This is a genomic window from uncultured Alsobacter sp. (assembly GCF_945952055.1).
In the GTDB taxonomy this organism is placed as follows: Bacteria; Pseudomonadota; Alphaproteobacteria; order Rhizobiales; family Beijerinckiaceae; genus Alsobacter.
This window is the reverse complement of sequence record NZ_CAMFHB010000004.1, coordinates 170,403-196,877: the sequence shown is the minus strand read 5'-3', so window position 1 is coordinate 196,877 and position 26,475 is coordinate 170,403. Positions and strand designations below refer to the sequence as shown.

The following is a 26,475-nucleotide window of genomic DNA, read 5'->3' as shown; positions in this document are numbered from 1 at the left end:
CGAAGGGGGCAAAAGGTTCGATGCGGAACCTTGCCCGTTTGGGCGGATTGGAGCGCAGGCAAGTCGCAACCTGGAGCCCGACCGATGTCCCGTGAATTTCCCTCGATGACCGCCCTCCTGGGACTGCTGGCGATCGCCGGCTATCAGAACCGTGACAAGATCGCGGAGATGCTGCGCGGCGGAGCCGGCGGCATGGGGAATGGAGGAGGCCTGGACAACGGCGCCGGAATGGCCACCGGAGCGGGGATGGGCCAGGGCAGCGTGCCGCAGACCGGCAGCTCGGGCGGGCTCGGCGGCATGATCTCCGACATCCTGGGCGGTGGCTCCACCGGTGGCGGCCTCGGCTCGATGCTGGGCGGCGCCGGCGCCGGCGGGTTCCTCGGCAACGGCCTGCGCGAGCTCATGGAGCGCTTCCAGCAGAACGGCATGGGCGACGCGGCCCATTCGTGGGTGTCGAGCGGTCCCAACCGCGAGATCACGGCCGACGAGCTCGAGCGCTCGATCGGCCCGGACGTGCTGCAGTCTCTGCAGGAGAAGACCGGCCTCTCGCGCGACGAACTCCTGTCCCGCCTGTCGCAGGACCTGCCGCGCACGGTGGACAGCCTGACCCCGGACGGCCGTCTGCCCGCCGGGGCCTGAGCGCGGCCCGTCAGGCCGCCGCGGCGAGCGCCTGGGTCGCCAGCAGGCCCAGGTCCTTGTTGAGCCCGTCGAGCTTGCGCAAGGTGTCGCGCAACTCGGTCTGGAACGCGCCGAACTGACTGAGCAGCGCGTCCATGTGCCCGGACGAGACCCCGACCCGGGCCCATTCGACCTTGCCCATCACCCGCATGACCTCCAGCGCCGAGACGAGACGGCCCATGGCGGTGCAGGAGCGGACGAACGCGGTCCTGGCGCGCGCGACGTCGTCCAGGCTGGCGGACGCCATGCTGAAATAAGCGCCCTGCTGCTCATGCAGGATCGCCATGTCGGCGGCCCGCGTGCTGCCGCCTCCGCCGCGCTCGCCATCGAACACCGCGTGCATCTCGCGCTGCAGGGCCGCGGTGCCCGCCAGGAAGAGGCTCTTGTTGACGCTTTCGCCGAGCTCGTTGGCCGCGACCACGAAGGCCGTCAGCACGTCGTTCAGTTCGCCCGCCAGCATCTGGTAGTTCCGTGCGACGACGCCGGTGGGGATGCCGGCCTGCCCGGCGCGCGATGCCTCCAGGCTGATGTTCATCGGCGCGAGCTTGAGGGCGGCGTAGGACCGGTGCGTGGCATCCGACAGCAGCAGGATCGAACGCGTCAGGACGGACACCTCGTTCAGGCACCCGGTCATCGCGTCCCGGTCCCGCGACAGCGCGTCGGCGCGGGCGTTGAGCTCGCGGGCCAACGCCGCCGCGCTGAAGGCGCCGTAGTCCGGGAAACCCAGGCCCCTGATCTCGTCCAGCAGCAGTGCCGCGCTCTCGGCCGGCGTGCAGCCGCTCTTGCGCTCCATCTCGGCATGGGCGGCGTACAGCGCCTTGATGCGCGGCACCAGGTCGCTGACGGGCTTGAGCCGCACCGAGAGATAGCCTTCGCGAATGGGCGTCACCACGGCATAGACCCAGTAGAAGGCGCCGCTGCGCGCCTTGTTCTGGACGTAGGCGCCGATGGGCCTGCCGGCCTTGATCGTTTGCCAGAGCAGGTGGAACACGGCGCGCGGCGTGCCCGGATGGCGGATGAGCTTGTGCGGACGACCGATCAGCTCGTCCCAGGAATATTCGCTGACGCGCTGGAAGACCGCGTTGCCGGACTGCATGATGCCGGCGGGGTCGGTGCGGGAGAAGAACAGCTCGCCGACCCCGAAGGTCGACTCGTGCAGGGACGGCGGCGTGGCCGCGTGGCGGGGTAGCGGATGGTGGGACGTCATGGTGGAATCCGAGCCGGGATCGTTCGATCGGACCAGTTCGGGGGGTGCTGCACCGTCGTGCACGGGTCTTAACCCGGGACTCGTTTCGCAAACATTGAGCAATCTAAACGTTGTGGCGCTGCGGCTACGAATTTGGCTTTTGTAATATTTGCCCGCATCGACCCATGACGGTGATCCGGCCGCCCCGTTCCGCGTTGGCTTGGCGGACCAAACGCCCACCCAGGAGGAGGAGACACCATGGCACGCTACGGCATCGGCCTGATCGGCCTCGGCAAGATCGCGACCGACCAGCACGTCCCCGTCATCGCCGCCGACCCGGATTTCGAGGTGGTGGCGGTGGCCAGCCAGCGGGGCGAGAGCCTGCCGGGGCTCGCGCAGTCCTATCGCGACTGGCAGGACCTGCTGCGCGACGCGAAGGGCGTGGATGCGGTGGCCATCTGCACGCCGCCGCAGGTCCGTTACGTCATCGCCAGGGCGGCGCTGTCGGCGGGCAAGCACGTGCTCCTGGAAAAGCCTCCGGCGGCCACGGTCAGCGAACTCGTCGACCTGCAGCGCCGGTCCACGGCGGCCGGGCTGACGCTCTTCGCGACCTGGCACTCGCAGTTCAACGCGGGGGTGGAGGAAGCCCGCCGCCAGCTCGCCGGCCGGCAGATCCGCCGGCTGGAGGTGACCTGGAAGGAGGACGTGCGCCACTGGCATCCGGGCCAGGCCTGGATCTGGGAGCCCGGCGGCTTCGGCGTCTTCGACCCCGGCATCAACGCGCTGTCGATCGTGACCCGCATCATGCCGACGCCGCTCTTCGTGCGGTCGGCGACGTTGTCGTTCCCGGCCAACCGCGCCGCCCCCATCGCGGCCGACCTCGTCTTCGCCGCGACGGGCGGCGCCGACGAGACCCTGTCCGCGGTCTTCGACTGGCGCCAGACGGGCAAGCAGTCCTGGGACATCGCAGTCGAGACCCAGGACGGCCTGCACCTGCTGCTCGCTGAGGGTGGCTCGAAGCTCTCCATCAACGGCAAGCCGGCCGTCGAGGAGCCATCGCGCGAATACCAGGGCATCTACCGCCGCTTCGCCGCGCTGCTGTCGGGCGGCGGAACGGACGTGGACGCCGATCCCTTCCGCCTCGTGGCGGATGCCTTCCTGGTGGGCCGGCGCGTCGAGGTCGAGCCGTTCGAGGATTGATCGAAGGGGCGGCGCCGACATCTCAGGCTCTCAGCCCCGGACAGTCTCGCTGCCTCCCGGTACGAGGTGCATGGGCCACAGCTCCTGTGGCGCCGCTGCCTCCTCGCGGCCCGCGATCTCGGCGACGAGGATGTCGGCCAGGCGGGCGCCGAGCTTCTGGAGCGAGAGGTCGTAGCAGGTCAGTGCCGGCGTCAGCGACTGGCAGGACGGGTTGCGCCGGAAGCCGATGAGCGACAGGTCCCGCCCCACGGCGAGGCCCGCCTCGGCGAAGCGGCGATACAGGCCGATCGCCAGCGTCTCCTGCGCGACGAACAGCGCCGTCGGACGGTCGGGGAGGGCGAGCACGGCGCTGCCGAGCTCCTGGCCGCCGCCTTCGGCGTTGGGCACCCGCAGCACCAGCGCCGGATCGAAGGGCAGGCCGTGCCCCGCCAGTGCCTTGCGGTAGGCCTCCTCGGCGACGACGCGGTTGTTCACGGCGCGCACGGAGAGGCCCAGCGCGATGCGCCGGTGCCCCGCCTTGACGAAGCGGGCCACGGCATCGTCGACCACGCCCTCGAAGTCGAGGTCGACCCAGGGATGCGGTCCCCCCGACAGCGACCGGCCGAGTGCCACGAAGGGAATGCGGCGGCGGATCAGGTAGTCGATCCGGGGATCGGTCCTCTGCGTGTCCGTGACGATGAACCCGTCGGCGATCTGCCGTTCCACGGCGCGCCGCAGGAACTCGAACATGTCATGCGACGGGCCGCTGGGCAGGAGCACCAGGTCGAGCCCCAGGGGCGCGAGCGTGTCCTGCAGCCCCTCCGAGAGCCCCATGAAGAAGGTCTCGCCCGAGGCCATGCGGTCGCTGGAGATGCGCATCATCAGGGCGATGCTGCGCGTGCTGCCCTGGCGCAGGGTGCGGCCGGACTGGTTGGGCACGTAGCCGAGGCGCTCGGCCGCCTCCTGGACGCGGATCCTTGTTTGCGGATTGACCTCGCCGCGGCCGTTGAGGGCGCGGGAGACGGTGCCGATCGAGATGTTGAGCTGGCGAGCCAGTTCCCGGATTCCGACGCCCCTGCGTTCCATGCCCTCGCTCCGCTGCGCTCTCCGTATTGACAAAACATGGGTCCGGTAGCAACGTCGTAAACGTTTACGGCGCGCCAAAGCGCCGAGTACGGAGGAAATGCATGGGCATGAGGGCTCTCCTCGTGGGGTGCGGAGCCATGAGCCGCCGCTGGCTCGACGCCGCCGCCCGCATCGACGGCCTGACCGTCGCAGGCCTCCTCGACATCGATCCCGCCCGCGCCCGGGAGAGGGCCGCGGAATTCGGGCTCGCGGAGGCCTGGACCGGATCCGATCTGACCCAGGCGCTGGCCACCGTACGGCCCGACGTGGTGTTCGACGTCGTCGTGCCCGAGGCCCGCTTCGGTGTGGTGATGCAGGCCTTCCGCGCCGGCTGCCACGTCCTGAGCGAGAAGCCGATGGCCGACTCGCTCGACCGTGCCCGGGAGATGATCGCCGCGGCCCGCGCCGCCGGCGTCATCCACGCGGTCGTCCAGAACCGCCGCTACATCGACGGCATCCGCCGCCTGCGCACCGCCGTCGCGGGCGGGGGCATCGGCGAGGTCACCAGCGTCCATACCGACTTCTTCCTCGCGCCCCGCTTCGGCGGCTTCCGCGAGGAGATGCGCAACGTCCTGCTGCTCGACATGGCGATCCACACCTTCGATGCCGCCCGCTACGTGGTCGGCGGCGAGCCGGTCGCCGTCTACTGCCACGAGGAGAACCCGAAGGGCTCCTGGTACGCGCACGGGGCGAGCGCCTACGCGATCTTCGAGTTCGACAGCGGCGCCACCTACACCTACCGCGGCAGCTGGTGCGCCCAGGGGCTCCGCACGAGCTGGGAGAGCGCCTGGCGCATCGTCGGCTCGGCCGGGACGCTGACCTGGGACGGGCACGACCGCTTCGCCGCCGAGCGCGAGGGGACGACGGCGCAGGGCGTGCTGCGCGACGGCGTGCCGATCGACGTGCCCCCGGCGGATCCGGCCCTGCGCATCGGCGGGCACGAGGGCGTCATGCGTGACTTCGTCGCCGCCGTGCGTAGCGGCGTGCCGCCGGAGACGGCCGGCCAGCACAACGTCCGCAGCCTCGCGATGGTGTTTGCCGCCATCGAGAGCGCGCGGGAGCGCCGGCGCGTGGAGATCGCGCCCGCAGGCGCCTGACACGACGGTTCAAACACCGCGGCGGGCGCCGCGGACAACGAGGGAGGAGAAGACGATGCAAGGCAGTTCGAGGCGTCAGGCCCTGGCGGGCCTCATGGGTGCCGTGGCCGTGGCCGCCCTGTCGGCCGGCTCCGCCGCCGCCGGCGAGAAGATCACGATGTGGCACATCTTCGGCAACGCCACCGAACCGGCGCTGGCCAACCTCGCCAAGTGGGACAAGCTCAACCCGGACAACCCGCTCGACCACAAGTTCATCCCCTTCGGCCAGCTCTCGCAGCAGCTCATCAAGGGAATCGCCACGGGTGACGTGCCCGACCTCATCACCATCGACAACCCGGTCGTCGCGAGCTTCGCCAGCCAGGGCGCGCTCGAGGACCTGACCGAGATGGTCAAGGCCTCCAAGGTCATCAAGAAGGACGGCTACTTCCCCGGAAGCTGGAACACGACGATCTGGAACGGCAAGCAGTTCGCCGTGCCGGGCGAGGCCAACACGCTGGCCCTCTACTACAACGCCGACATGTTCCGGGCGAAGGGGCTCGATCCCGACAGGCCGCCGCGCACCTGGGCCGAGCTGAAGGCCGCGAGCGAGAAGCTCACCGACCCCGCCAAGAACGTCTACGGCATCGGCTTCTCGGCGATCCAGTCGGAGGAGGGGACGTTCCAGTGGCTGCCCTTCCTGCAGCAGTCGGGCGGCAACCTGCGCGACCTCACCTCGGCCGATTCCGTCGCCGCCCTGGCGCTGTGGGCCGACTGGGTGAAGAGCGGCCAGGCCTCCAAGGACGTTTTGGTGAAGCGCCAGTTCGAGATGACCAGCGCCTTCCTCGGCGGCGGCTCGGCCATGGTCGTCAGCGGACCTTGGGAGCTGCAGCGCATGGACAAGGACGCCAAGTTCGAGTGGCGCGTCGCCGTGCTGCCGGTGCGCGAGGGCAAGAACATCGAGGCCTCTGCGCTGGGCGGCTATGTCTGGGGCGTGCCCAAGGGCGCCAAGAACCCCAAGCTCGCGTTCAAGGTCATCGAGTTCATGTCCGAGCCCGAGCAGATGAAGCAGGCCTGGAGCGGCGGGCGCCTGCCGCCGGTCGCCTCCATCGCCATCGACAACCCGTCGAACCCCAAGGCCTACGAGGTCTTCAAGCGGCAGATGGAGTTCGCCAAGGCGCGCGGGCCCCATCCGGCCTGGCCGCAGATCTCCGCGGCGGTGCAGACGGCAATCCAGTCGGCCCTCACGGGCCAGGCCACGCCGGCCGCGGCCCTCGAGAAGGCCCAGGCCGTGGTCAAGCCGCTCCTCGACAAGAACCCCATCGACGGGCTCTGACCCACGCCGCCGCATGACGGCCGCGGTCCCCGGACCGCGGCCGCCCGCCCTCCCGGACACCGCGCCATGACGAGCATCGACGCCACCGCTGCGAGACCCGGCCGTCCACGCGCCGCCATGCGCCGCGGTGTCCTCGACCGCTTCACCGACTCCACCGCCATCTGGCCGGTGCTGGTGGCCGCGACCGCGCTCTACCTGATCGCCTTCGTCGGCTATCCGGTGCTCTACACCATCATCATGAGCCTCCAGGAGGTCTCGGTCGGCAACCTGCGCAGCCTCTCGCGCCCCTGGGTCGGGTTCGACAACTACACCCGGCTCTTCGCCGATCCGCTGTTCCCCCTGGTCCTGCGCAACACTGTCCTGTTCGTCGGCCTCAACGTGGTCCTGCAATGCGCCGGGGGCCTCGCCGTCGCGCTGTTCTTCCAGCAGCGGTTCCCGGGCGCGAGCTTCCTGCGCGGGCTGGTGCTCGCCGGCTGGATCCTGCCGCCGCTGGTGATCGGCGCCGTGTGGAAGTGGCTGCTCGCCTCCGACAACGGCGTCCTCAACTACGCGCTCGCCAGCCTCGGCCACATCGCCAAGCCCGTCTACTGGCTGTCCGACCCCGCCACGTCGCTGCTCGCCGTCACCATGGCCAATGTCTGGTTCGGGCTGCCGTTCAACATGATCCTGCTCGCAGCGGGGCTCGCGGGCATCCCGCGCGAGCTCTACGAGGCCGCGGCCATCGACGGCGCCGGCCCGGTCCGTCGCTTCCTCTCGGTGACCCTGCCGCTGCTGCGCCCGACGCTGTATGCCCTGGTGGCGCTGTCCACGATCTACACGATGCGCGCCTTCGACCTGATCTGGACGATGACGCACGGCGGCCCGGTCGACAGCAGCAACATCTTCCCGGTGTGGTCCTACAAGCTGTCCTTCGAGGTCTTCGACTTCTCCGGCGGCGCCGCGATCTCCACCCTGATGCTCGCCGTCGTCTTCGTGGTCGCGGTCGCCTATTTGCGCAGCGTCCGCGCCGAACAGAGCCTGTGAGGAGGACGCGCCGTGGACCAGCTTCTCTCCACCCCCAAGCGCTGGATGCTGACGGCGCTGGGGCTCGCCATCGCCGGGTGCTACCTCTTCCCGGTCTACTGGATGTACGCCTCGAGCCTGAAGCCCTCGTTCGAACTCAACGCCAGCCCGCCGACGCTGGTGCCCCACGCGCCGACCTTCGCGGCCTATGCCTGGATCTTCACGCGCGAGAACATGGCCCGCTACATGGGCAACAGCCTCGTCATCGCCTCGGCGGTGACGGCGCTGAGCCTCGTCCTTGCCACCGGCGCCGCCTATGCGCTGTCGCGGGTCCGCTCGTTCTGGATGGATGCCGTGCTCGTGGGCATCATGCTGTCGCAGGTTCTGCCGCCGGCGCTCCTGGCGACCCCCATGTTCGTGATCTTCAGGCAGATCGACCTCATCAACACCCAGACGGCCGTGGTGCTCGCCACCACCACCAAGACGCTGCCCTTCGCCGTGGTGATGCTGCGGACCACCTTCGCCCAGATCCCGGTGGAGCTGGAGGAGGCGGCGCGCGTCGACGGCTGCACCAGGCTCTCGGCCTTCCTGCGGATCACGCTGCCTGTGGCGCGCATCGGCTACATCGTGGTGGGCACGCTGGTCTTCCTGCTGGCCTATGGCGAGTTCGTCTATCCCGTCTCGCTGGTCAACAAGAACGAGCTGCAGCCCGCCACCGTCGGCCTCTACGGCTTCGTCGGCGCCGACTATTCCGACTGGGGCAACGCCATGGCCTTCGCCAGCGTGGTGGTGACCCCCGTGATCCTCGTCTTCGTGCTCCTCCAGCGCCGCATCGTCAGCGGCCTGACGGCCGGCGCGATCAAGTGAAACCCTCTTCCTTCCCAGCCTGGCAGGTGCATCGATGAGCAAGCCCATCAACGTGACGATCTGGAACGAGTTCTGGCACGAGAAGAACAATCCCGTCGTCACCCGCAACTATCCCGAGGGCATCCACGCGGTGCTGGCGGCGGCGCTCCGCAAGCGCGGCTTCGAGAGCATCCGCACCGCGACGCTGGAGGAGCCCGAGCACGGCCTCACCCAGGAGGTGCTCGACAAGACCGACGTGCTCGTCTGGTGGGGCCACAAGAAGCACGGCGACGTGTCCGACGAGGTGGTGCGCCGCGTCCACGCGCGCGTGCTCCAGGGCATGGGCATGGTGGTGCTCCACTCCGGCCACTTCTCCAAGATCTTCAAGACGCTCACGGGCACGGCCTGCACCGTGAACTGGCGCGAGGACGGCGAGAAGGAGCGGATCTGGGTGGTCACCCCCGAGCATCCCATCGCCCAGGGCCTCGACCGCTACTTCGAGCTCGAGAAGGAGGAGATGTACGGCGAGCCCTTCGAGATCCCCACGCCGGACGAGCTGATCTTCCTGAGCTGGTTCCAGGGCGGCGAGGTGTTCCGCAGCGGCTGCACCTATGTGCGCGGCCGCGGCCGCATCTTCTACTTCCGCCCGGGTCACGAGACCTTCCCGACCTACCACAACGACACCGTCCAGCACGTCATCGCCAACGGCATCCGCTGGGCGGCCCCGGTGATGCAGGACCGCAACCCGCCGGCCAACCTCATGCGCCCGCCGATCGAGCCGATCGGCTGAGCGCCCGCGCGCGGCTCACTGGAGCCGCGACAGGTAGGCCGCGATGTCGCGCGCGTCGGACTCGCCGAGCCCGACGTTCGGCATGGCGGTCCCCGGCTTGATCGCCGGCGGATCGCGCAGCCACGCCACCATCGTCTCCGGGGTGTTGGGCACGACCCCGCCCAGGTACTGGCGCGCCGCGATCCCCTTCAGCGGCGTGGCGATGCCCGTGCTGGACCCGACGATGCCCGGAATGACGTGGCATGTCGGGCAGCCGTGCTGCGCAATCGCAACCCGGCCGCGGTCGGCCGCGCCCTCGGCGATCCAGGCCGGCTTCGGGGCGTCGGCCGGGGGAAGGCGCCGCCCGCCGCCCTCCTCGCCGTGCCGCGCGCGATACTCGCCGGGCACCACGGACGACGAGGCCAGCACGAAGGCCGTGATGGACCAGCGGTCCTCCTCGCTCAGTCGGTAGGCCCAGGCGGGCATCCCGGTCATCTTGATGCCGTTGCTCGTCGCCCAGAAGATCTCCGCGGCCCTGAGCGTGCGCGCCATCTCGGCCAGGGCGGGCGGTGTCGGGTTCATGCCGAGGCCGAAGGGACCGGGCGGCAGGCCCGGCGCGCCGTGGCACGCGGCGCAATGCGTCTCGTAGAGCCGGCGTCCGGCCTCGCCGTCCTGCGTCGCCGGAAACCCGGCCGGCACGGACACGTCCTTGGCGTGCGTGGCGATGGAGGCCGCGCGGGCGGCGCCGAGCACCCAGAACACCCCCCGGGTGTGGGGCTTGAGGGCGGAGACGTCATAGACCCCCGACCAGGTGAAGACGGCCGCCGCCGCGGGCAGGGCGACCGCCGCCACGGCCAGAGAGGTCCAGACCCAGCGCGTCGATCCCGTCATCGGCCCATGCGTCCCGCAGCCTCACCGCCTCGACAACGCCGCGCCGGCCCCGGGAGTTCGCAGCCGCGGCCAAGCTCTCGCGGCCAAGCTCCCCGGAACGCGCGGGTGCGGGCGGCCGTTGAGGAGAGTTGCTGCCGAGCAGGAGAAGCCCCATGGCCCCCGCCAACGACGACGCCCCCCACACGGACGAGAAGACGGTCGAGTACGAAGGCTCGGCGGGCGGCTGGGGATCCGTCCGCGGCATGGCGGCGGTCCTGCTGCAGGAGGCCGACGGGCCGGCCGTGACCCGCACCCTCATGCGCCAGAACAAGGCCGGCGGGTTCATGTGCGTCTCCTGCGCCTGGACCAAGCCCGCCCATCCCCATCCCTTCGAGTTCTGCGAGAACGGCGCGAAGGCGACGATGTGGGAGCTGACGAGCCGGCGCTGCACGCCGGAGGTCCTGGCCGGGCACACGCTGGCCGAGCTCCGCACCTGGAACGACCACGACCTGGAGCAGCTGGGCCGCCTGACCCACCCCATGCGCTACGACCCGTCGAGCGACCGCTACGTGCCCTGCGCGTGGGAGGAGGCCTTCGCCGGCATCGGCCGGGCGCTGCGGGCGCTCGAACCCAAGTCGACCGTGTTCTACACCTCGGGCCGGGCCAGCCTGGAGACCGCCTATCTCTACGCGCTCTTCGCCAGGCTCTACGGGCACAACAACCTGCCCGACAGTTCGAACATGTGCCACGAGACCACCTCGGTCGCTCTCAAGAGCCTCATCGGCGTGCCGGTCGGCACGGTGACGCTGGACGACTTCGAGCACTGCGACGCGATCTTCTTCTTCGGCCAGAACACCGGGTCCAACAGCCCGCGCTTCCTGCACACGCTGGAGGACTGCGTACGCCGCGGCGTGACGATCGTCACCTTCAACCCGGTTCGGGAAAAGGGGTTGGAGAAATTCATCAATCCGCAGAACCCGCTGGAGATGTTGACCGGGTCGTCCACCCGCATCTCGGCGCAGTATCACCAGGTGCGCCCCGGCGGAGACATCGCGGCGCTGACCGGGCTCGCCAAGTGCCTCCTGGAGGAGGACGACCGCACCGCGGGCAAGGTGCTCGACCACGACTTCATCGCCGCCAACACCTCCGGCTTCCCGGAGTTCGCGCGCGCCGTGAAGGCGATCCCGTGGGAGGAGATCGAGACCGAGACGGGCCTGGCGCGGGCCGCGATCGAGGAGGCGGCGGCGGTCTACCGCAAGGCGCGCAACGTCATCGGCATCTACGGCATGGGGCTCACCCAGCACGCCCGGGGCTTCGACAACGTCGCCGCCTTCGTGTCGCTGCTTCTGCTCCGGGGCAACATCGGGCGCAAGGGAGCCGGCATCTCGCCCGTGCGCGGCCACTCCAACGTCCAGGGCCAGCGCACGGTCGGCATCAGCGAGAAGCCCGAGCTCGTGCCCCTCGACGTGCTGGCCCGCCAGTTCGGCTTCGAGCCGCCGCGCGAGAAGGGCGTGACGACGGTGGAGGCCTGCGAGGGCATCCTGTCGGGCGAGATCCGCGCCGTCCTGAGCCTCGGCGGCAACCTCCTGCGGGCCGTGCCGGACGCCCCGGCGGTCGAGGAGGCGTGGTCGCGCCTCGCCCTGACCGTCCAGATCGCCACCAGGCTCAACCGCAGCCACCTGGTGTGCGGCGAGGAGGCTTGGCTGCTGCCCTGCCTCGGCCGGTCCGAGGAGGACATCCAGGCCGGCGGGCCGCAGGTGGTCAGCATCGAGGACAGCCTGAGCAACATCCACGGCTCGCGCGCCACGCATGCGCCGGCCAGCGACCATCTCCTGTCCGAGCCGGCCATCGTGGCCGGCATCGCCAAGGCCACCCTGCCGCCCAATCCCAAGGTGGACTGGGACCGGTGGGTGGCCGACTACGGCACGATCCGCGAGGACATCGCCCGGACCTATCCGGACGAGTTCCACGACTTCAACGACCGGCTGTTCACACCCGGCGGCTTCTACCGGGGCAACGCCGCCCATGACGGGGTCTGGAAGACCGACGACGGGAAGGCGCACTTCACCCCGCCCGCCGTGCTCTGCGCCACGGGCTGGCCCGCCGCGGAGGGCCGCATGCGGCTGATCACGCTGCGCAGCAACGACCAGTTCAACACGACGATCTACGGCTTCTCCGACCGGCTGCGCGGAATCGAGGGCCGCCGCGACGTGCTGCTGATCAACCCCGCCGAGATGGCCCGCCACGGCCTCGCCGCAGGCCAGCGCGTGGGCCTGCGCGGCGACGCGCCGGACGGCGCCCATCGCGAGGTCGGCCACCTCGAGGTCGTGCCCTTCGACCTGCCGGACGGCTGCGTCGCCGGCTACTACCCCGAGCTCAACCCCTTGGTGCCGCTCTCGCTGCACGACTGGAAGTCCAAGACCCCGGCGTACAAGTCGGTGCCGGTGCGGATCGTCCCGGCCTGAGGGCCGCTGCCGAGGAGGCCCCGCCCTCAGGTCTCCTCGAGCGGCCAGACCTCGACCACGCCGTGGGCCACGGCGCAGGGAACGCCGGACACCAGGGCGACGGCCTCCTCCAGGCTCGCGGCCTCCACGATGGCGAAGCCGGCGACGGGCAGCGCCGAGCGCAGGAACGGCCCCTCCTGCACCGCAACCCCCGCGCCGTCGGGATTGCGCACCTGCACGGGCGTGCGCGCGATCCCCATCACGGCACCGCGCTGCTTAAGGCCGGCATCCGCGGCATGAGCCGCCTCCAGGACCTCGCGCGCGGTGCGGTCGTAGCCGGCGCGGTCGCCATAGCCGATGGTGACGAACTTCGGCATGTCGTGTCCTCCTTGGGGAGGACCAACGCGGGGGAGGCGGGATCGTTGGCGCCTGCCGGGCTCAGCGCGGTCGGCGCGGCCCCGGAGAGAGATAGCGCTGGACGTCCTGGTAGATCTCCCAGGCCTTCTGGACATCCGTCTTGACGAGCTCGGCATAGGCGCGCGCGCAGGCGGCCTGCGGGCTGGCATCGGAGAGGATTTGCTCGAGATCCTGCTGCGCGGCGGCTCTCCATGCGGGATCCTTGTCCTGGAGCTGTCGCATCTTCGAGGCGAGCTCGCGGATCACGCGCGCCCGATCGGCCAGCAGCTCCTCGCGGTCGTTGAGGCTGAAGAAGTCGATGGTGACCTGGGCCCGCAGGCGATCTACGCCCTTGGCAGCCGGATGCACCTGCGCGACCACGCCGAGGAAGGTGATGAAGCGCGCCGGATCGTCTCCGATCGTGCCGCTGGGAAACAACAGCAGCGGCTGCTCCGCCTTGTTCAGCGACACGATGTCGGTGGGCGCGGCCGCCCGAGGGCCGAGGATCGGGAAGTAGTCCCGCTTGCGGTCCGAGTTGCACCCCTTGCAGGAGCACGCATAGTTCTCGATGTCGTAGGCGAGCCAGTAGTAGCCCGTCTTGTTGGGCGTGCCCGTCGGGAAATCGTAGCTCACGCTGGGCTTGCGGCTGGCGTACGGCCAGGTCTTCACCTGGCCCTTCGGTCGAAAATGCTCGACGTCGTGTTCCGCCTTCCCCGTGAGCTCTGCCCCCAGCACGCGCTCGCAATAGATGCACTTGTTGTACTGGAGCTGCATGTAGACGGGCTTGATGTCGCTCCAGATCGAGCCGTTCGGCTCCGCGAAGCGGCCGGCCGTTAGGAACGTGGCCGTGCGCTTCGCCGCCTCGGCGCGCCAAGCCGGGGCCCGCGCGTCGATCCGGGCCTCGAGGTCGGCACGTGCGAGCGGGGGCTGGTGCCTGATCATTGCCGTTCAGCTGCGGTCGGAGAACTTCTGAAACCAATCCGGCACGGCCGAGGGCTCGGGCGGCGGTTCGCCGCCGCCTGCCGAGGCGCTGCGCAGGAAGGCGAGCGCCGCTCCGCTCTCGCCCTGTTCGGCGGCTCGGGACAGGGTCCGCAGCTTCTCGGCGAACTCCGGGTCGCGGGTAGAGTCCAACCCGAACACGTCCGACCGCAGGATCTGGTCGGCGGACAGGCCGAAGGTCTCCTGCGCCGGGCGGCTCACCTTAGGCGTGGCCCGGGGGCCCATCTCGACATTGTAGATGTTGGCCCGTTCGATCGTGCTGACCACGAGGGGACTGTGGGTGGTGAAGATGAACTGCATGTTCTTCAAGGTGCGCGACAGCGTCGGGATGATCGAGCGCTGCCAGGCCGGATGAATGTGCAGGTCAATCTCGTCCACCATGATCACGCCGCGGCTGTCGACGAGCTTCGATCCCGAGGGCGCGCCCATGCACAGGTGGTAGAGGAGGTCCCCCACCCAGCTCAGATAGGCCCGGTATCCGTCCGACAAGGCCGTGTACGGCACGACCAGGCTGCGGAAATTGTAGAGATATTCTCCGGCCTCCAGCTCACCGGTGAAGGTGACGCCCGGCGGCAGCAGCTTGTTCAGCAACGTGACGACCTGCTTGTGCCGCCCCGGATTCTCGATCGCCCAGCCCGGCAGCCAGGCATTGAGGGGCACCAGCGCGAGATGGTCCTCGAACAGGGTCGAGACCCGTTCGTAGCGCACGGCCCGCGCGCGCCGGCGCGTCGCGAGGTCATTGGCCGACAGCGCCTCGGCGCGCCGGGACGCGCCGTAGCCCACGAAGAAGAACGAAGAGTCCTTCTCCTCGAAGTAGCGATCCAGGATGACGGAGGACATGGGGTTCAGGAACTCGATCGCCCCGCGCCGTTCGACGCGGGCCGCCAAGCGGGCCAGGTCCCCATCGGCCCGCCCGTCCTGCTCGTGCAGCACGAGGTCCACCGCCATTTCGGCGGTGTCCACCTTGCCGCGGCTGGCCCGCCGGATGAGCGACTGGGGTCGGTAGCCGGATGACGACACCAGCGGTGAAATGAGTGCCAGGGCTACGGCATCCAGGAGCGTGCTCTTGCCTGAGCCGTTGTTGCCGAGGAAGACGTTGACGTTGGGCAGGCGGACCGGCCAGCGCACCACCTCCTCGAACGCGGCGTCCTGCTCGCGACCCGGGTAGAGCAGGTCGACCGCCGCGCTGCGGAAGGCGCGCAGGTCCCGTATCTCCAGGTGGCGAACATACATGGTGTCTCGTCCTCGTCGCGGGTGGCGCAGGATACCAGACGGGCAGGGCCTGGCTGCAAGACTTTCGCGCGCGGCCTCAGCGCCCCGGCTGGGCCGCCGCGGGCTCGGGCATCAGCACGATCAGCATGGTGATGCCGATCCACGACAGGAACTCGAACGCCTTCGCCTGTCCGTTCCAGGTGCTCGACTGCCACATCGCGAACCACTCGCCGCCGATGGTGACGAAGCCGACGGCATAGAGCAGGAAGCCGAGCGTCAGGCCCGCGACCGCGATCGTCAGTGCGCCTTCGAAGGTCGGGCCGCGCAGGGACGCAATCATCCGGGCGGCGGCGAACCACAGCACCGCGGCCGCGGCGGCTTCGGTGGCGATGATGCCGACATAGCCCGCCGTCTGCAGCGGCACGCTGGTGATCGCGCGCCATGTCAGGGTCGAGTTCGGGAAGATCGTGTCCATGGCGAGCACGTGGCGCACGAACTCCCAGTTGCTCCCGTAGTCCGTGACGTTGCCGAAGGCGACGAGGGTGAAGAACAGCGCGACGGCCGCGACGAGCGCCGCCTTGCACAGGCGCAGCAGAACCATGGGGGAGCCCTCCGAACCGCGACAGATGAGCACGGCCGTCGACGGCACGCAAAGGCCGGGCTTGTGCTGGGGGCCGGGTCGGCGACAATGGCCTCAAGCCGAACCCAGGCCATCGCCATCGCCACCCCGTCCTGCGCTCCTTGTCCTTGTCGGCCGCTCAGAGGCAGGGCAGGGGCCCGTCTTCCGGAGGATCCCCATGCTGCGCCCCGCCCGCTGGCTCGCCGCCCTGCTCCTGCTCTGCGGTCCGGCCGCGGCCGCGGACCTGACCCTGCGCATCGGCGGGCAGACGCGCGTCCTGACCCAGGCCGAGCTCCTGGCCTCCCCGGACGCCATCGAGATGCCGGTGCCGCAGACCTCGCCGGCCGCCAGGGCGGTCCCGCTGCTTCAGCTCCTGAAGGGGCTGCCGACGGACGACGTCGACACGCTGGAGGTGCAGGCCTCCGACGGCTTCACCTCGCAGATCCCGATGGCGCTGGTGCGCAAGGGCGCCCAGGGCGGCTCGGTCGCCTACATGGCCGTGGAGGATCCCGCCAAGCCCTGGCAGCCCTTGCCCAAGGGCACGGGCACGGCGGGGCCGTTCTACCTCGTCTGGCAGAACCCGACCCTCTCGGGCATCACCTCGGAGCAGTGGCCCTGGCAGGTCGCCACCATCGTCGGGGTGGAGAGCCCGGCGCATCGCTGGCCGCAGATCGCGGTGGCGGCCGGTGTCGGCGCCGCGGCGCGGCACGGACAGGACGTCTTCGTGGCGCAATGCATGCCCTGCCATCGGATGAAGGGAGGCGGCTCGGCGGATGTCGGCCCCGACCTCGGCCGCCCCATGCCGGCCGCGGCCTACCTGACGGAGGCGGGCCTGCGCGCGCTCATCAGGGATCCCAAGGCGGTGCGGACCTGGCCGCAGCAGCAGATGGTGGGCTTCGACCGGTCCATGCTCTCGGACGCGGACCTCGACGCGGTCGTGGCCTACCTTCAGGCGATGGCCCGCTGAGCCGCATGCAAGGGATGCTTCACCAAGGCAGCCGGCCAGACGGTTGCGAAACCGTATGACCAACCGGTCTTTACATTCCGGAACGCGCCCCATATTTGGGGCGGTTGAGCGTTAAGCTAATGGTTAACTAGGTTTGAGCAGTGGTTCGCGCGGAGGCATATCGGCCCGAGATCGACGGCTTGCGTGCCGTGGCCGTTCTGGCGGTCATAGCCAATCACCTTGACCGGTCCGTCCTGCCGAGCGGCCACCTCGGCGTCGACGTCTTCTTCGTCATCTCCGGCTACGTCATCACGGCCAGCGTGCTGCCTCGCGTTCGGCTCCTGAATTTTCGCGAGTTTCTGCTGGATTTCTATATCCGGCGTGTCAAGAGGCTGGTTCCGGCGCTGGCGGTCTTCGTGCTCGTGGCCGGGGCCTTCATCGCGCTGCTCGACCCTTTTCCGCGCATGTCGCTGCGCACCGGGATCGCCGCGCTGTTCGGCCTGTCCAACCTTTACCTCATCCGCCAGGCTGCGGACTACTTCGCGGCGTCGGTTGAACTCAATCCTTTTGTTCACACGTGGTCGCTGGGCGTGGAGGAGCAGTTCTACCTGTTGTTTCCGCTGGCCATCTGGACCTTCGCCTCGGGCCGGGGCCGGATGCGGACCTTCGTCGCCCTGCTCGTGATGGTGGCCGCGGCGTCGCTGGCGTGCTTCGTGCTCCTCTACGACACCGACAAGCCGCTGGCCTATTTCCTCATGCCGACCCGCGCCTGGGAACTCGCGGCCGGCAGTCTCGTCTGCCTGGCTCAGCGGGACGGTGAGCGGGCCGCAGCCGCGCGCGGTCTGCCCGCCACCCCGCTGCTGGTTCTGCTGCTCGCGAGCTTTTTTTGCCCCCTGCGCTTCGCGGTCGAGGCCACCGTCGCGGCGGTCGCCCTCACGGCCGGCCTGATCGTCGCTCTGCAGGGCAGGGGGCTGGCGCACCGCGCGCTCACCGCGGCCCCGGTCCAGTATCTCGGCAAGACCTCCTATTCGCTCTATCTGTGGCACTGGGGCGTGATCTCGGTCGCCCGCTGGACCATCGGGCTCGAGGGGTGGTCGGTGCTGCTGCTGCTGCCGCTTATGCTGGCGCTGTCGCACGCCTCCTACCGGTTCGTCGAACGGCCGCTGCGTCACGCCACGTGGTCGCGGGTGGGGGCACGCACCCTGGGCTACGGGGCTGGGGGCCTCGCGGCCGTCGCCTCCCTTCTGCTCGTCGTCGCCGGCCCCCTGGACGGGTGGCTCTATCTCGGTCGCTTGGTCGGGACCGGCGATCCGCAGCATATCGTGCGGACCTGGTGGAAGGATCTCCGGACCGGCCGGTCGCTGGATGCCTGCCACATCGACGCATTCGAGACCGCGACGCTCCGGCGCTGCCTCACGCGGCCTTCGGAGGGGCGCGCGGCGGTGTTCCTGATCGGCGACAGCCACGCTCGCAACTACGCGCCGGCGGTGGCGGGCGCGTTCCGCGGCATGGAGGTCCTCCACCTGACCGTCGGGCGGGGATGCGCCCTGCTGCCGGCCGCGGAGGCGGCGCGGGTGCCGCAGGCCCGCTGCGCGCAGTACAACGCCGAGGTCGTCGACTACGTCGCCGCCCATGTGCGGGAAGGCGACGTGGTCGCGATCGGCCAGCGCCTGTTCGAGAAGGACCGGGCCACGAACCCCGGGCCCTATCTCGCCAACGTCACTGCCATCGCGCGGCGCCTGGCGGACCGGGGCGTCGTCGTGCTGCTCCTCGACGGGACCGCGCCGCCGAAGCTCGACCCGCGCGAATGCCTCGACGCGCCGTGGCAGGTCGCCACCAAGCCCGGATGCAGCATCGACCGGGCGGCGGTCGAGGCGGCTTTCCGGCCCTTCGACGAGGCCGCGCGCCTGGCGACGCACACGGCACCGAACCTGTTCTACGCCCCGCTGCGCACGGGGCTGTGCGACGAGCGTGCCTGCGGGCAGGCGCTCGCCGACGGCACGCCCATCTGGCACGACCGCGGCCACATCACCGAGAAGGCCGCGCTGGCGCTTGCCCCGCGTCTGGCGGCCGCGCTCGCCGAACAGCAGTTCTGGGCGGAAGGCCGCCCCGCGCGCTGACGGCCGCCGCCGCGGCCTGGATCACCTCGTCCTTGTCGATGTCCCCGCCGAGCCGCCCTCGCGGCAAGGCCCGGTCAGGCAACGTTCCCGCCGGCGCCGCGTTGTTCGGCCTCGTCAGGAACAAAGGATCCGCCATGACCGACCGTCGCGCGCCCGTGCCCTTCCACCCTGCGATGGAGCAGATCGACCCGCAGGAGGAAGCGAAGGTGGCGGGCGAACTCGCCGAGACCATGGTGGGCATCAGCCGCAAGACCTTCGCCGACGGGGGGCGCCGCCTGCGCAGCGTCCACGCCAAGGCCCATGCCGTGGTGCGGGGCACCCTGGAGGTGTTGCCGGGACTGCCGCCCGCCTACGCCCAGGGGCTCTTCGCCACGCCGGGCCGCTTTGGCGTGGTGATGCGCTTCTCCTCCGTCCCCGGCGACATCCTGCCCGACCGCATTTCGACGCCCCGCGGGCTGGCCATCAAGGTGCTGAAGGTGCCGGGCGCGCGCCTGCCGGAGAGCGAGGACCCGGTGCAGGACTTCGTGCTGGTCAACGGCCCCGCCTTCGCCGCGCCGAGCCCCGCCGCCTTCCTCGCCAACCTGAAGCTGCTCGCCGCCACGACGGACCGGGTGGAGGGCCTGAAGGAGGTCGTGTCCACCGTGGCCGGGGTCGCCGAGAAGGCGGTCGAGGCCTTCGGCGGCCAGAGCCCGCTGCTCAAGACGCTGGGCGGCGAGCCCCAGCACCACCCCGCCGGCGAGACCTACCACAGCCAGACCCCGCTCCTGTGGGGCGACTTCGTCGGCAAGGTTTCGGTGGCGCCCACGTCGCCCGCGCTGACGGCTCTCTCCGGCACCGACGTGGCGGTGGGCGACGACCCCGATGGCCTGCGCCACGCCATGAGCGCCCTGTTCCAGGCGAATGGTGGCGGCTGGGACCTGCGCGTGCAGCTCTGCACCGACCCGGATACCATGCCGATCGAGGATGCGTCGGTCGTCTGGCCGGAGAGCGAGAGCCCCCACGTCACGGTGGCCCGCATCACGGCCGACCCGCAGGACGCGTGGAGCCCCACGCTTACCGCCGCGGTCGACGACGGCATGGCCTTCAGCCCCTGGCAGGGCCTCGCCGCCCACCGGCCGCTCGGTGCCGTCAACCGCTCGCGGCGCGTCGCCTATCCTCGCTCGGCGGCGTTCCGCCTGAACGAGGCGTGACCGGGGCGCGAGCCGAGGAAGGGTCGAGATCGTGCACACGCTCGACAAGCGCTCGCGCTGAGGGGAGGGCGCAGGCACCCGCCAGCGTCCTCCTCGTGAGCCGCCACCCCTGCGCGCGTCATCCCCGGGCTTGGCGGCGGGCCCACGACTTGCCGCACTGGACGGGACGATGCGCTAGTCCGAGTGCCAGGTGCTCCAATCGGCCGCAATGCCATGCCGTTGGCAGAACGTGTGCAGGTCGTCGGTGGCATCTGTCCGGTCGCGGTAGCGTGCCGCCAGCAGCATCGCCGCCAGGGCCTGCAGGTCATCGCCAAATTTCTCCTGGCCAAGTTTCTCCTCGCCCGTGAGGGCGGCGACGAGCGCTGCGAGTGCGGCTCGGCCGACGTCGGTCCTGAACTCGTATTCCGATCGACCCCAGACCTCGCTCGGGGCGCGGCCCGAGTCCACCGTCACCACGGCGACGCCTCCGTCCGGCGTTTCGATCCAGACCGTCCGCTTGGTACCGGCGACGTCCTCTTCTGCAACCTTCATGGCCTGTCCCGTATCTCCACACGCAGCATTGAACGCCCGGCGCCGATGGGCAAGGAACGCCAGGCCGAAGGGGGCGTTGCCGTCGAAACCGGGAGCCCTGCCGATGACCATCGACGACTTCACCGACACGACCCCCATCTTCCGCCCGGAGGAGATGCTGACCGGCGAGCTCCAGGGCTGGGCCATCCTCACCGGACCCCTCGGCGGCCTCGATCGCCGCGCCGCGATCCGCGCGCAGGGCACGCACGACGCCGCGAGCGGCGTGATCCGCTTCACGGAGACCTGGACCTTCGACGACGGCCAGGTCGACACGCTGGCCTGGCGGATCCACCCCGAGGGCCAGGGCCGCTACCGCGGCGAGGAACCCACCCTCGACGGCCACGCCAAGGGCGAGGCGGCCGGCTGTGCCTTCCACTGGACCTACACCCGCGACGTCCCGGCCAAGGACGGCGAAACCTCGCGCCTGGACTTCGACGACTGGTTCTTCCGCATCGACGAGACCGGCTTCTGCGTGAAAGGCTCGGCGGGCCGGCTCGGGCTGCCCTTCGCCACGGTGTTCGTGACCTACCGCAAGCTTTGAGCCGCGCGGGCGCCCCTCCGGCGTGATCCAATCACGCCGCCCCTGCGTAGAACGAAAGTCGTAACCGGAGGGGACCGCGATGAACGACGACGCCGTCAGGCAACTGATCCTCGCCTTCGAGAACTACATTTCCCAAGCCGGCTTCGGCCCCGAAGCCCTCCAGCAGGCCCAGTCCCGCGGCTGGCTCGACCAGGATGGCCGCTGCACGGAGGAGGGCAAGCAGCTCTGCTCCGCCCTGTTCTCCCAGTGGGAAACCCGCAGCGCCTTCCGCAACATCGGGTGAGGCGAGGGCAGGGGGCAGCCGCGCCCTCAGCCGCGAACCCCACCGTCTCCAGCCTCCACGCCCCTCATCCTGAGCCGGCCGCCTTGCGGCCGAGCCGAAGGGTGCAGTCGGCCTGCGGAACTCCTGTGCTGCGTCCTTGCCTTGTCGGCCTTCGGGTCGCGGCTCAGGATGAGCGGCGTGGTGGCTGGCGCCAGTCTCACCTTGCGGACCGCGCCACCACGGCCACCCCGGCCCCCACGAGGATGGCCCCGCCGACACGGTTCACCCCGCCGATCACCCGCTCGTTGCGCACCAGTCCCCGTGCCCGGCTGGCGAAGTAGGCGTAGGCCAGCGCATTGGCGAAGGCGAGCGCCAGGAACGTCGCCTGCAGCACGAGGACCTGCGGCCAGAACGCCGCGTGCGGATCGATGAACTGCGGGAAGAACGCGACGAAGAACAGGATGCCCTTGGGGTTGAGGCTCGTGACGAGCCACGCATGCGCCCCCATCCGCCACGCACTCGCCGCCCCCGTCCGCGGCTCGGCCGAAAGCGACCCGCCGGCCCGGAACAGCTTCACCCCGAGATAGACGAGATAGGCAGCCCCCACCCATTTCACCGCCGCGAACAGCGTGGCTGACGCCATCAGCAGCGTCCCGATGCCCAGCACCGACAACGACATCGCCGTGAAGTCCCCCAGCGCGACCCCGATCGCCATCGGCAGCGCGGCCCGCCACCCCTGTCCGAGCGCGTAGGATACGACCAGCAGCACGGTGGGGCCCGGGATCAGGACCAGGACGGTGGAGGCGGCGACGAAGGCGAGCCAGGGTTCGAGGGGCATGGGGAATCCTCAGGGACGGTTGCGATCCAGCAACCGTCTGGCTCGTCGGTCAAGACTGCGAAACAGCTTGCCCAGAGTCTCCGAACCATCTGACCCGCCCCACCTCGCACCCCAACCCTACCCGCGCCCCATCCCCCGGCCCGTCCCCCTGGCACACCACTAGGCACGTCTCCCCGCCGTCCAACCCCACATGCACGAGGCTCGCCGCGCCCGTGTATTCCGCATGCACGACGGTGCCGTCCACCACCCCGGCCCCCGGCGCCACGATGCGCAAATCCTCTGGCCTCAGGCCCACCTTCACCGCGCCGGCTGGCGCGGGCAGGCGCACGGCGGCTACCGGCAGGATGTTCATCTTCGGGCTGCCGATGAACTGCGCCACGAAGAGGTTGAACGGGTTCTCGTAGAGCTCCCGGGGCGTGCCGACCTGTTCCACGAGGCCATCGCGCAGGACGACGATGCGGTCGGCCAGCGTCATGGCTTCGATCTGGTCGTGGGTGACGTAGATCATCGTGGTGCCGAGACGCTTGTGGAGGGCGGCGATCTCGGAGCGCATGTGGACGCGCAGTTCGGCGTCGAGGTTGGAGAGGGGCTCGTCGAACAGGAAGACCTGCGGCTCGCCGACGATGGCGCGGCCGATGGCGACGCGCTGGCGCTGGCCGCCGCTCAGTTCGCGCGGGTAGCGGTCGAGGAGGGCGCCGAGCTTCAGGGTGTCGGCCGCGGCCTCGACCTGCTTGAGGCGGTCGGGGAGGGAGACGCCGCGGACCTTGAGGCCGAACGCCATGTTGTCGCGCACGGTGAGGTGCGGGTAGAGCGCGTAGGACTGGAACACCATGGCGACGCCGCGCTTGGCCGGCTGAACCTCGTTCATGAGGCGGCCGTCGAGGCGCAGCTCGCCGCCGCTGATGTCTTCCAGGCCGGCGATCATGCGCAGCAGCGTGGACTTGCCGCAGCCCGACGGGCCGACGAAGACCACGAACTCGCCGTCCTTCACGTCGAGGTCGACGCCACGGATCACCTCGGTCCGGCCGAAACGCTTCGTGATGCCGCGCAGGGTCAGGCTGGCCATGGTCGGGTCATCCCTTCACGCCCGACAGGGCGAAGCTCTCGATGATCTGGCGCTGCGCGATCAGGTAGACGATCAGGATCGGCACCACCGCGAGGCTGGTCGCCGCCAGCTGCAGGTGCCACAGCGGCACGCCATAGGGGTCGGTGAAGTTGGTGAGCGCCAGCGGCAGCGTGAACTTTTCCAGCGACGACACGAAGATCAGCGGCTCGAGGAACAGGTTCCAGGAGTGCAGGAAGGTGATGATGGCGACCGCTGCTAGCGCAGGCTTCGACAGCGGGATCGCCACCTGCCACCACACGCCGAGGCGCGACAGGCCGTCCATGCGGCCGGCCTCCTCCAGCTCCTTCGGCAGCGCCATGAAGTACTGGCGCATCAGGAAGGTCGCGACGATGCCGTGCGGGCCGAAGACGGGCAGCAGGATCAGCGGCACGTGGGTGTCGATGAGGCCGAGCCACTTCATCAGGAAGAAGTTCGGGATGATGGTGACTTCCTCCGGCACCATCAGCGCCGAGACGAGGAAGAGGCCGACCATCGCCGCGCCGGCGAAGCGCATGCGGGCGAGCGCGTAGCCCGCGAGCGAGGCGAAGAGCAGGGTCAGGACGGTGACGCTCAGCGAAATGTAGAGCGAGTTGAAGTATTGCCGCGCGAACGGCTGGTAGGTGAAGACCTCGACGTAGTTGTGCCACTGCCAATGCCTGGGGATCAGGCTGGGCGCGCCGAAGATCTCCGCCGCGCTCTTCACCCCCGAGGTGATCATCCACAGGAAGGGGAAGAGGAAGGGGATGGCGACGACGCAGAGCGCCGAGGTCCAGCAGATGCGGCTGATGAGCGCGAGCCGGCGCGGGGTTAGGAATTCGCTCACGTGTCCCTCCGCCGCACGGCGAGCTGCACCAGGGTCAGCCCCATGACGATGACGAACATGATCATCGCCAGCGCCGAGGCGTAGCCGACATTGAAGAACTTGAAGCCCTGTTCGTAGATGGCGAAGGCCAGCACCAGCGTGCCGTTCTCCGGCCCGCCGCCCGTCATCAGGTAGATGTGGTCGAACACCTTGAACGAGCCGATCGTGGTGATGACCATGATGACGAGGGTCGTGGGGCCGAGCAGCGGCCAGGTGATGCCGGTGAAGATCTGCCAGCTCGAGGCGCCCTCGAGCCGCGCGGCGGCCTCGTAGTCGCGCGGGATCGCCTGCAGCGCGGCGATGTAGAGGATCATGTTGAGCCCGACCATCTTGATGACGCGGGTCGCGATCACCGCGACCATGGCCCAGTTGGGCTCGCGCAGCCAGTTGGGCCCGGCGATGCCGACGTAAGCGAGCATCTGGTTCACGAAGCCCGCCTCGCCCTGCAGCAGGAACTTCCACACGATCGCCCACGCCGCCGCCGAGGTGACGACGGGCGCGAAGAACACCGTGCGGAAGACGACGACGCCGCGGAACGGGCGCGACAGCGCGATGGCGAGCGCCAGCGCCAGCGCCATGTTGGCCGGCACCAGCCCCAGCGCGAAGATCGCCGAGTTGCGCACCACGAGCCAGAAGTCCGGGTTCTCGGTGAGCGCGTGGCTGTAGTTCTTGAGGCCCACGAAGGTGGACTGCTGCGACAGCAGGTTCCACTCGGTCATCGAGTAGCCGACGACGGCGACGAGCGGCCCGGCGAAGAAGATGAGGAAGCCCGCCAGCGTCGGCCCGAGGAAGAGCCAGGCCTCCATGGCCTCGCGCATCTTCAGGCTGAGCCACGGCGGGTCGTCGTTCGCCATGGGGACGGTGGCGGGGCGGGGCATTGCGTTCCAATCCCAGGGTCGAGACGTTCGGCCAGTTCAAGCGCCCCTCTCTCCGCGTCCTGGCCGGGCTTGGCCCGGCCATCCACGACTTTGCCGGGGCCATCCCGAAGTCGTGGGTGCCCGGGCCAAGCCCGGGCATGACGCTGAGAGATGGAGGAGAGCGATCGCCCTCACAGCAGCGGCTGGATGGCCCCGCACACCGCCTTCAGCGCGCTCTCCACGTTGGCGTCCGCGCGCCACAGAGCGTCCACGCGCGGCTTCATCGCGGCGAGGATCTGCGGGCTCTTCTCGTGGGCGGGCAGCACCTTGCCCTTGGCGATCGCGTCGCCGACCACCTTCATCTGCGCGGGCGGGATGAGGTTGTTGGAGTTCACGAAGGCGTCGGAGGCGAGCACGCTCTGGCGCGCCGGCGGGAAGAACTGCGCCGCGGTGGCGACTCCGGCCTTGGTCGTCATGTGGGCGACGAACTCGGCCGCGAGTTTTTTCTGTTTGCCCGCAGCGAACACCACGATGCCCGCTTGCCCGATGACGGGGGACTCGCCTCCGGGGCCCGTCGGCAGGGGCGCGATGCCCCACTTGAAGCCGGCCTGCGGCATCAGCGAGGCGCGCGAGATCTGGTTGATGGTCATCGCGGCGTTGCCGGAGAAGTAGTCGCCCTTCTCGCCGGGCGGCACGATGGACTTGTCCTTGAACACCATCTCGTGGAGCTGCTTCACGGCGGCCGTGGACTGCGGGCTGTCGAAACCGCAGGTCTTGCCCACCCACACGTCGCCCCCATAGGCGCGGATCGGCGGCATCAGCGCGTGCATGATGCGGCTGTCGTAGCCCTGGCCGTCCTTGAACTCGAAGCCGAACTTGCCGTTGGCGGCGGTGAGCTTCTTGGACACGTCCTGGAACTTGGCCATGTCCCACTGGCCCTTGGCGGCGAGCGCCAGCGGATCTTCCAGGCCCGCCTTGTCGAACATGTCCTTGTTGAAGAAGATCACGAAGGGCGACGTCGAGAAGGGCACGCCCCAGACCTTCGCGCCGGTCATCCAGAGCCCCATGGCGGGCTTGGAGAAATCGGCGAAGTCGTAGTCCTTGGCACTGTTGAGCGTGGGTGCGAGGTCCTCCAGCACGTTCGCGGTGGCGAAGGTGGGGGCGGCGTCCTCCATCAGCCAGCCGAGGTCTGGCGCGTTGCCGCCGGCGAGCTGGAACGTGAGCTTCTGCGTGTAGTCGCCCGGCGGGATGGTCTCGAACTTCACCGTGACGTCGGGATGCGTCGCCTTGAAGCTCTCGGCATAGCCGTTGAGCATCTTCAGATGCGCCTCATTGCCGGTCCAGATCGTCATGCGCAGCTCGGCCGCCAGCGCCGGCGAGGCGAGGACGAGCGCGGTGGCCGAGACGGCCAGGAGCGTGGTGAGGGTCTTCATCGGTGTTCCTCCCTTTT

At 69.7% G+C, this 26,475-nt stretch carries 26 protein-coding genes; 13 read left to right on the top strand and 13 right to left on the bottom strand.

Features of this window, described 5'->3' with window-relative positions; genetic code table 11:
* Positions 1-84 precede the first annotated feature (84 nt).
* Complete coding sequence (locus Q0Q47_RS05050) at positions 85-639, top strand: YidB family protein (protein ID WP_293855315.1); 555 nt, start codon at positions 85-87, stop codon at positions 637-639.
* 10 nt (positions 640-649) lie between these two features.
* Here the strand turns inward: Q0Q47_RS05050 and Q0Q47_RS05045 are convergent, their stop codons facing one another.
* Entirely contained in the window at positions 650-1,885 is a 1,236-nt protein-coding gene (locus Q0Q47_RS05045; RefSeq protein WP_293855312.1) for a PAS domain-containing protein, read from the bottom strand.
* A gap of 237 nt (positions 1,886-2,122) precedes the next feature.
* Between Q0Q47_RS05045 and Q0Q47_RS05040 the strand changes: the two genes are divergently transcribed.
* Positions 2,123-3,064, top strand: coding sequence for a Gfo/Idh/MocA family oxidoreductase (locus tag Q0Q47_RS05040; protein ID WP_293855309.1), 942 nt, complete (start codon positions 2,123-2,125; stop codon positions 3,062-3,064).
* A 30-nt stretch (positions 3,065-3,094) separates the two neighbouring features.
* Here Q0Q47_RS05040 and Q0Q47_RS05035 read toward each other — a convergent pair whose 3' ends face one another.
* The gene (locus Q0Q47_RS05035; protein WP_293855306.1) at positions 3,095-4,129 is read right to left on the bottom strand and encodes a substrate-binding domain-containing protein; all 1,035 of its coding nucleotides are present in this window, start codon (positions 4,127-4,129) and stop codon (positions 3,095-3,097) included.
* 101 nt (positions 4,130-4,230) lie between these two features.
* On the opposite strand from Q0Q47_RS05035, the gene Q0Q47_RS05030 reads away from it, so the two are divergent.
* From Q0Q47_RS05030 to Q0Q47_RS05010, 5 genes are all read left to right on the top strand, one after another.
* Positions 4,231-5,265 carry a Gfo/Idh/MocA family oxidoreductase gene (locus Q0Q47_RS05030; RefSeq protein WP_293855303.1) on the top strand — a complete coding sequence of 345 codons (1,035 nt, stop codon included), beginning with the start codon at positions 4,231-4,233 and terminating at the stop codon, positions 5,263-5,265.
* Between the two features lie 55 nt (positions 5,266-5,320).
* Positions 5,321-6,577: an ABC transporter substrate-binding protein gene (locus tag Q0Q47_RS05025; RefSeq protein ID WP_293855300.1), complete on the top strand. Its 1,257-nt coding sequence runs from the start codon at positions 5,321-5,323 to the stop codon at positions 6,575-6,577.
* A gap of 66 nt (positions 6,578-6,643) precedes the next feature.
* Complete coding sequence (locus Q0Q47_RS05020) at positions 6,644-7,600, top strand: carbohydrate ABC transporter permease (protein ID WP_293855297.1); 957 nt, start codon at positions 6,644-6,646, stop codon at positions 7,598-7,600.
* A gap of 12 nt (positions 7,601-7,612) precedes the next feature.
* Entirely contained in the window at positions 7,613-8,446 is an 834-nt protein-coding gene (locus tag Q0Q47_RS05015; protein ID WP_293855294.1) for a carbohydrate ABC transporter permease, read from the top strand.
* Between the two features lie 34 nt (positions 8,447-8,480).
* Positions 8,481-9,215: a ThuA domain-containing protein gene (locus Q0Q47_RS05010; RefSeq protein ID WP_293855291.1), complete on the top strand. Its 735-nt coding sequence runs from the start codon at positions 8,481-8,483 to the stop codon at positions 9,213-9,215.
* Between the two features lie 15 nt (positions 9,216-9,230).
* Here Q0Q47_RS05010 and Q0Q47_RS05005 read toward each other — a convergent pair whose 3' ends face one another.
* Entirely contained in the window at positions 9,231-10,085 is an 855-nt protein-coding gene (locus Q0Q47_RS05005; RefSeq protein WP_293855288.1) for a c-type cytochrome, read from the bottom strand.
* 152 nt (positions 10,086-10,237) lie between these two features.
* Here Q0Q47_RS05005 and Q0Q47_RS05000 point away from each other — a divergent pair, with 152 nt between their 5' ends.
* The gene (locus tag Q0Q47_RS05000) at positions 10,238-12,529 is read left to right on the top strand and encodes an FdhF/YdeP family oxidoreductase (RefSeq protein WP_293855285.1); all 2,292 of its coding nucleotides are present in this window, start codon (positions 10,238-10,240) and stop codon (positions 12,527-12,529) included.
* A 26-nt stretch (positions 12,530-12,555) separates the two neighbouring features.
* Here the strand turns inward: Q0Q47_RS05000 and Q0Q47_RS04995 are convergent, their stop codons facing one another.
* The 4 genes from Q0Q47_RS04995 to Q0Q47_RS04980 all read right to left on the bottom strand — a co-directional run bounded on the left by Q0Q47_RS04995 (position 12,556) and on the right by Q0Q47_RS04980 (position 15,716).
* On the bottom strand, positions 12,556-12,885 hold the full coding sequence (locus Q0Q47_RS04995; protein ID WP_293855282.1) for a YciI family protein: 330 nt from the start codon (positions 12,883-12,885) through the stop codon (positions 12,556-12,558).
* A gap of 61 nt (positions 12,886-12,946) precedes the next feature.
* A complete protein-coding gene (locus Q0Q47_RS04990) occupies positions 12,947-13,846 on the bottom strand; it encodes a hypothetical protein (protein ID WP_293855280.1) in 900 nt (299 codons plus the stop codon).
* Positions 13,847-13,852: 6 nt separating this feature from the next.
* Positions 13,853-15,136, bottom strand: coding sequence for an AAA family ATPase (locus Q0Q47_RS04985; RefSeq protein WP_293855277.1), 1,284 nt, complete (start codon positions 15,134-15,136; stop codon positions 13,853-13,855).
* A 76-nt stretch (positions 15,137-15,212) separates the two neighbouring features.
* A complete protein-coding gene (locus Q0Q47_RS04980; RefSeq protein WP_293855274.1) occupies positions 15,213-15,716 on the bottom strand; it encodes a DUF2165 family protein in 504 nt (167 codons plus the stop codon).
* A 196-nt stretch (positions 15,717-15,912) separates the two neighbouring features.
* On the opposite strand from Q0Q47_RS04980, the gene Q0Q47_RS04975 reads away from it, so the two are divergent.
* The 3 genes from Q0Q47_RS04975 (at position 15,913) to Q0Q47_RS04965 (ending at position 19,990) form a co-directional block, all read left to right on the top strand.
* Positions 15,913-16,701, top strand: a complete 789-nt coding sequence (locus tag Q0Q47_RS04975; protein WP_293855271.1) for a cytochrome c — start codon at positions 15,913-15,915, stop codon at positions 16,699-16,701.
* 140 nt (positions 16,702-16,841) lie between these two features.
* A complete protein-coding gene (locus tag Q0Q47_RS04970; RefSeq protein ID WP_293855268.1) occupies positions 16,842-18,800 on the top strand; it encodes an acyltransferase family protein in 1,959 nt (652 codons plus the stop codon).
* A gap of 134 nt (positions 18,801-18,934) precedes the next feature.
* The gene (locus tag Q0Q47_RS04965; RefSeq protein WP_293855265.1) at positions 18,935-19,990 is read left to right on the top strand and encodes a catalase family protein; all 1,056 of its coding nucleotides are present in this window, start codon (positions 18,935-18,937) and stop codon (positions 19,988-19,990) included.
* A 174-nt stretch (positions 19,991-20,164) separates the two neighbouring features.
* Here the strand turns inward: Q0Q47_RS04965 and Q0Q47_RS04960 are convergent, their stop codons facing one another.
* Positions 20,165-20,650, bottom strand: a complete 486-nt coding sequence (locus tag Q0Q47_RS04960; protein ID WP_293855262.1) for a hypothetical protein — start codon at positions 20,648-20,650, stop codon at positions 20,165-20,167.
* On the opposite strand from Q0Q47_RS04960, the gene Q0Q47_RS04955 reads away from it, so the two are divergent.
* Positions 20,625-21,101, top strand: a complete 477-nt coding sequence (locus tag Q0Q47_RS04955) for a DUF3833 family protein (protein WP_293855259.1) — start codon at positions 20,625-20,627, stop codon at positions 21,099-21,101. The two genes, Q0Q47_RS04960 and Q0Q47_RS04955, sit on opposite strands and share 26 nt — an antisense overlap.
* 79 nt (positions 21,102-21,180) lie before the next feature.
* Positions 21,181-21,384 carry a hypothetical protein gene (locus Q0Q47_RS04950; protein ID WP_293855256.1) on the top strand — a complete coding sequence of 68 codons (204 nt, stop codon included), beginning with the start codon at positions 21,181-21,183 and terminating at the stop codon, positions 21,382-21,384.
* A gap of 196 nt (positions 21,385-21,580) precedes the next feature.
* On the opposite strand, the gene Q0Q47_RS04945 is transcribed toward Q0Q47_RS04950, so the two are convergent.
* From Q0Q47_RS04945 to Q0Q47_RS04925, 5 genes are all read right to left on the bottom strand, one after another.
* Positions 21,581-22,201 (bottom strand): LysE family translocator, encoded by a 621-nt coding sequence (locus tag Q0Q47_RS04945; RefSeq protein WP_293855253.1) that lies wholly within the window; start codon positions 22,199-22,201, stop codon positions 21,581-21,583.
* Positions 22,202-22,250: 49 nt separating this feature from the next.
* A complete protein-coding gene (locus Q0Q47_RS04940; protein ID WP_293855250.1) occupies positions 22,251-23,267 on the bottom strand; it encodes an ABC transporter ATP-binding protein in 1,017 nt (338 codons plus the stop codon).
* A 7-nt stretch (positions 23,268-23,274) separates the two neighbouring features.
* Positions 23,275-24,129 (bottom strand): carbohydrate ABC transporter permease, encoded by an 855-nt coding sequence (locus tag Q0Q47_RS04935; protein ID WP_293855247.1) that lies wholly within the window; start codon positions 24,127-24,129, stop codon positions 23,275-23,277.
* On the bottom strand, positions 24,126-25,046 hold the full coding sequence (locus Q0Q47_RS04930; protein ID WP_293855244.1) for a carbohydrate ABC transporter permease: 921 nt from the start codon (positions 25,044-25,046) through the stop codon (positions 24,126-24,128). Before Q0Q47_RS04930 ends, Q0Q47_RS04935 begins: the two co-directional genes overlap by 4 nt.
* A gap of 170 nt (positions 25,047-25,216) precedes the next feature.
* The gene (locus Q0Q47_RS04925; RefSeq protein WP_293855241.1) at positions 25,217-26,458 is read right to left on the bottom strand and encodes an ABC transporter substrate-binding protein; all 1,242 of its coding nucleotides are present in this window, start codon (positions 26,456-26,458) and stop codon (positions 25,217-25,219) included.
* Between the last annotated feature and the right edge of the window lie 17 nt (positions 26,459-26,475).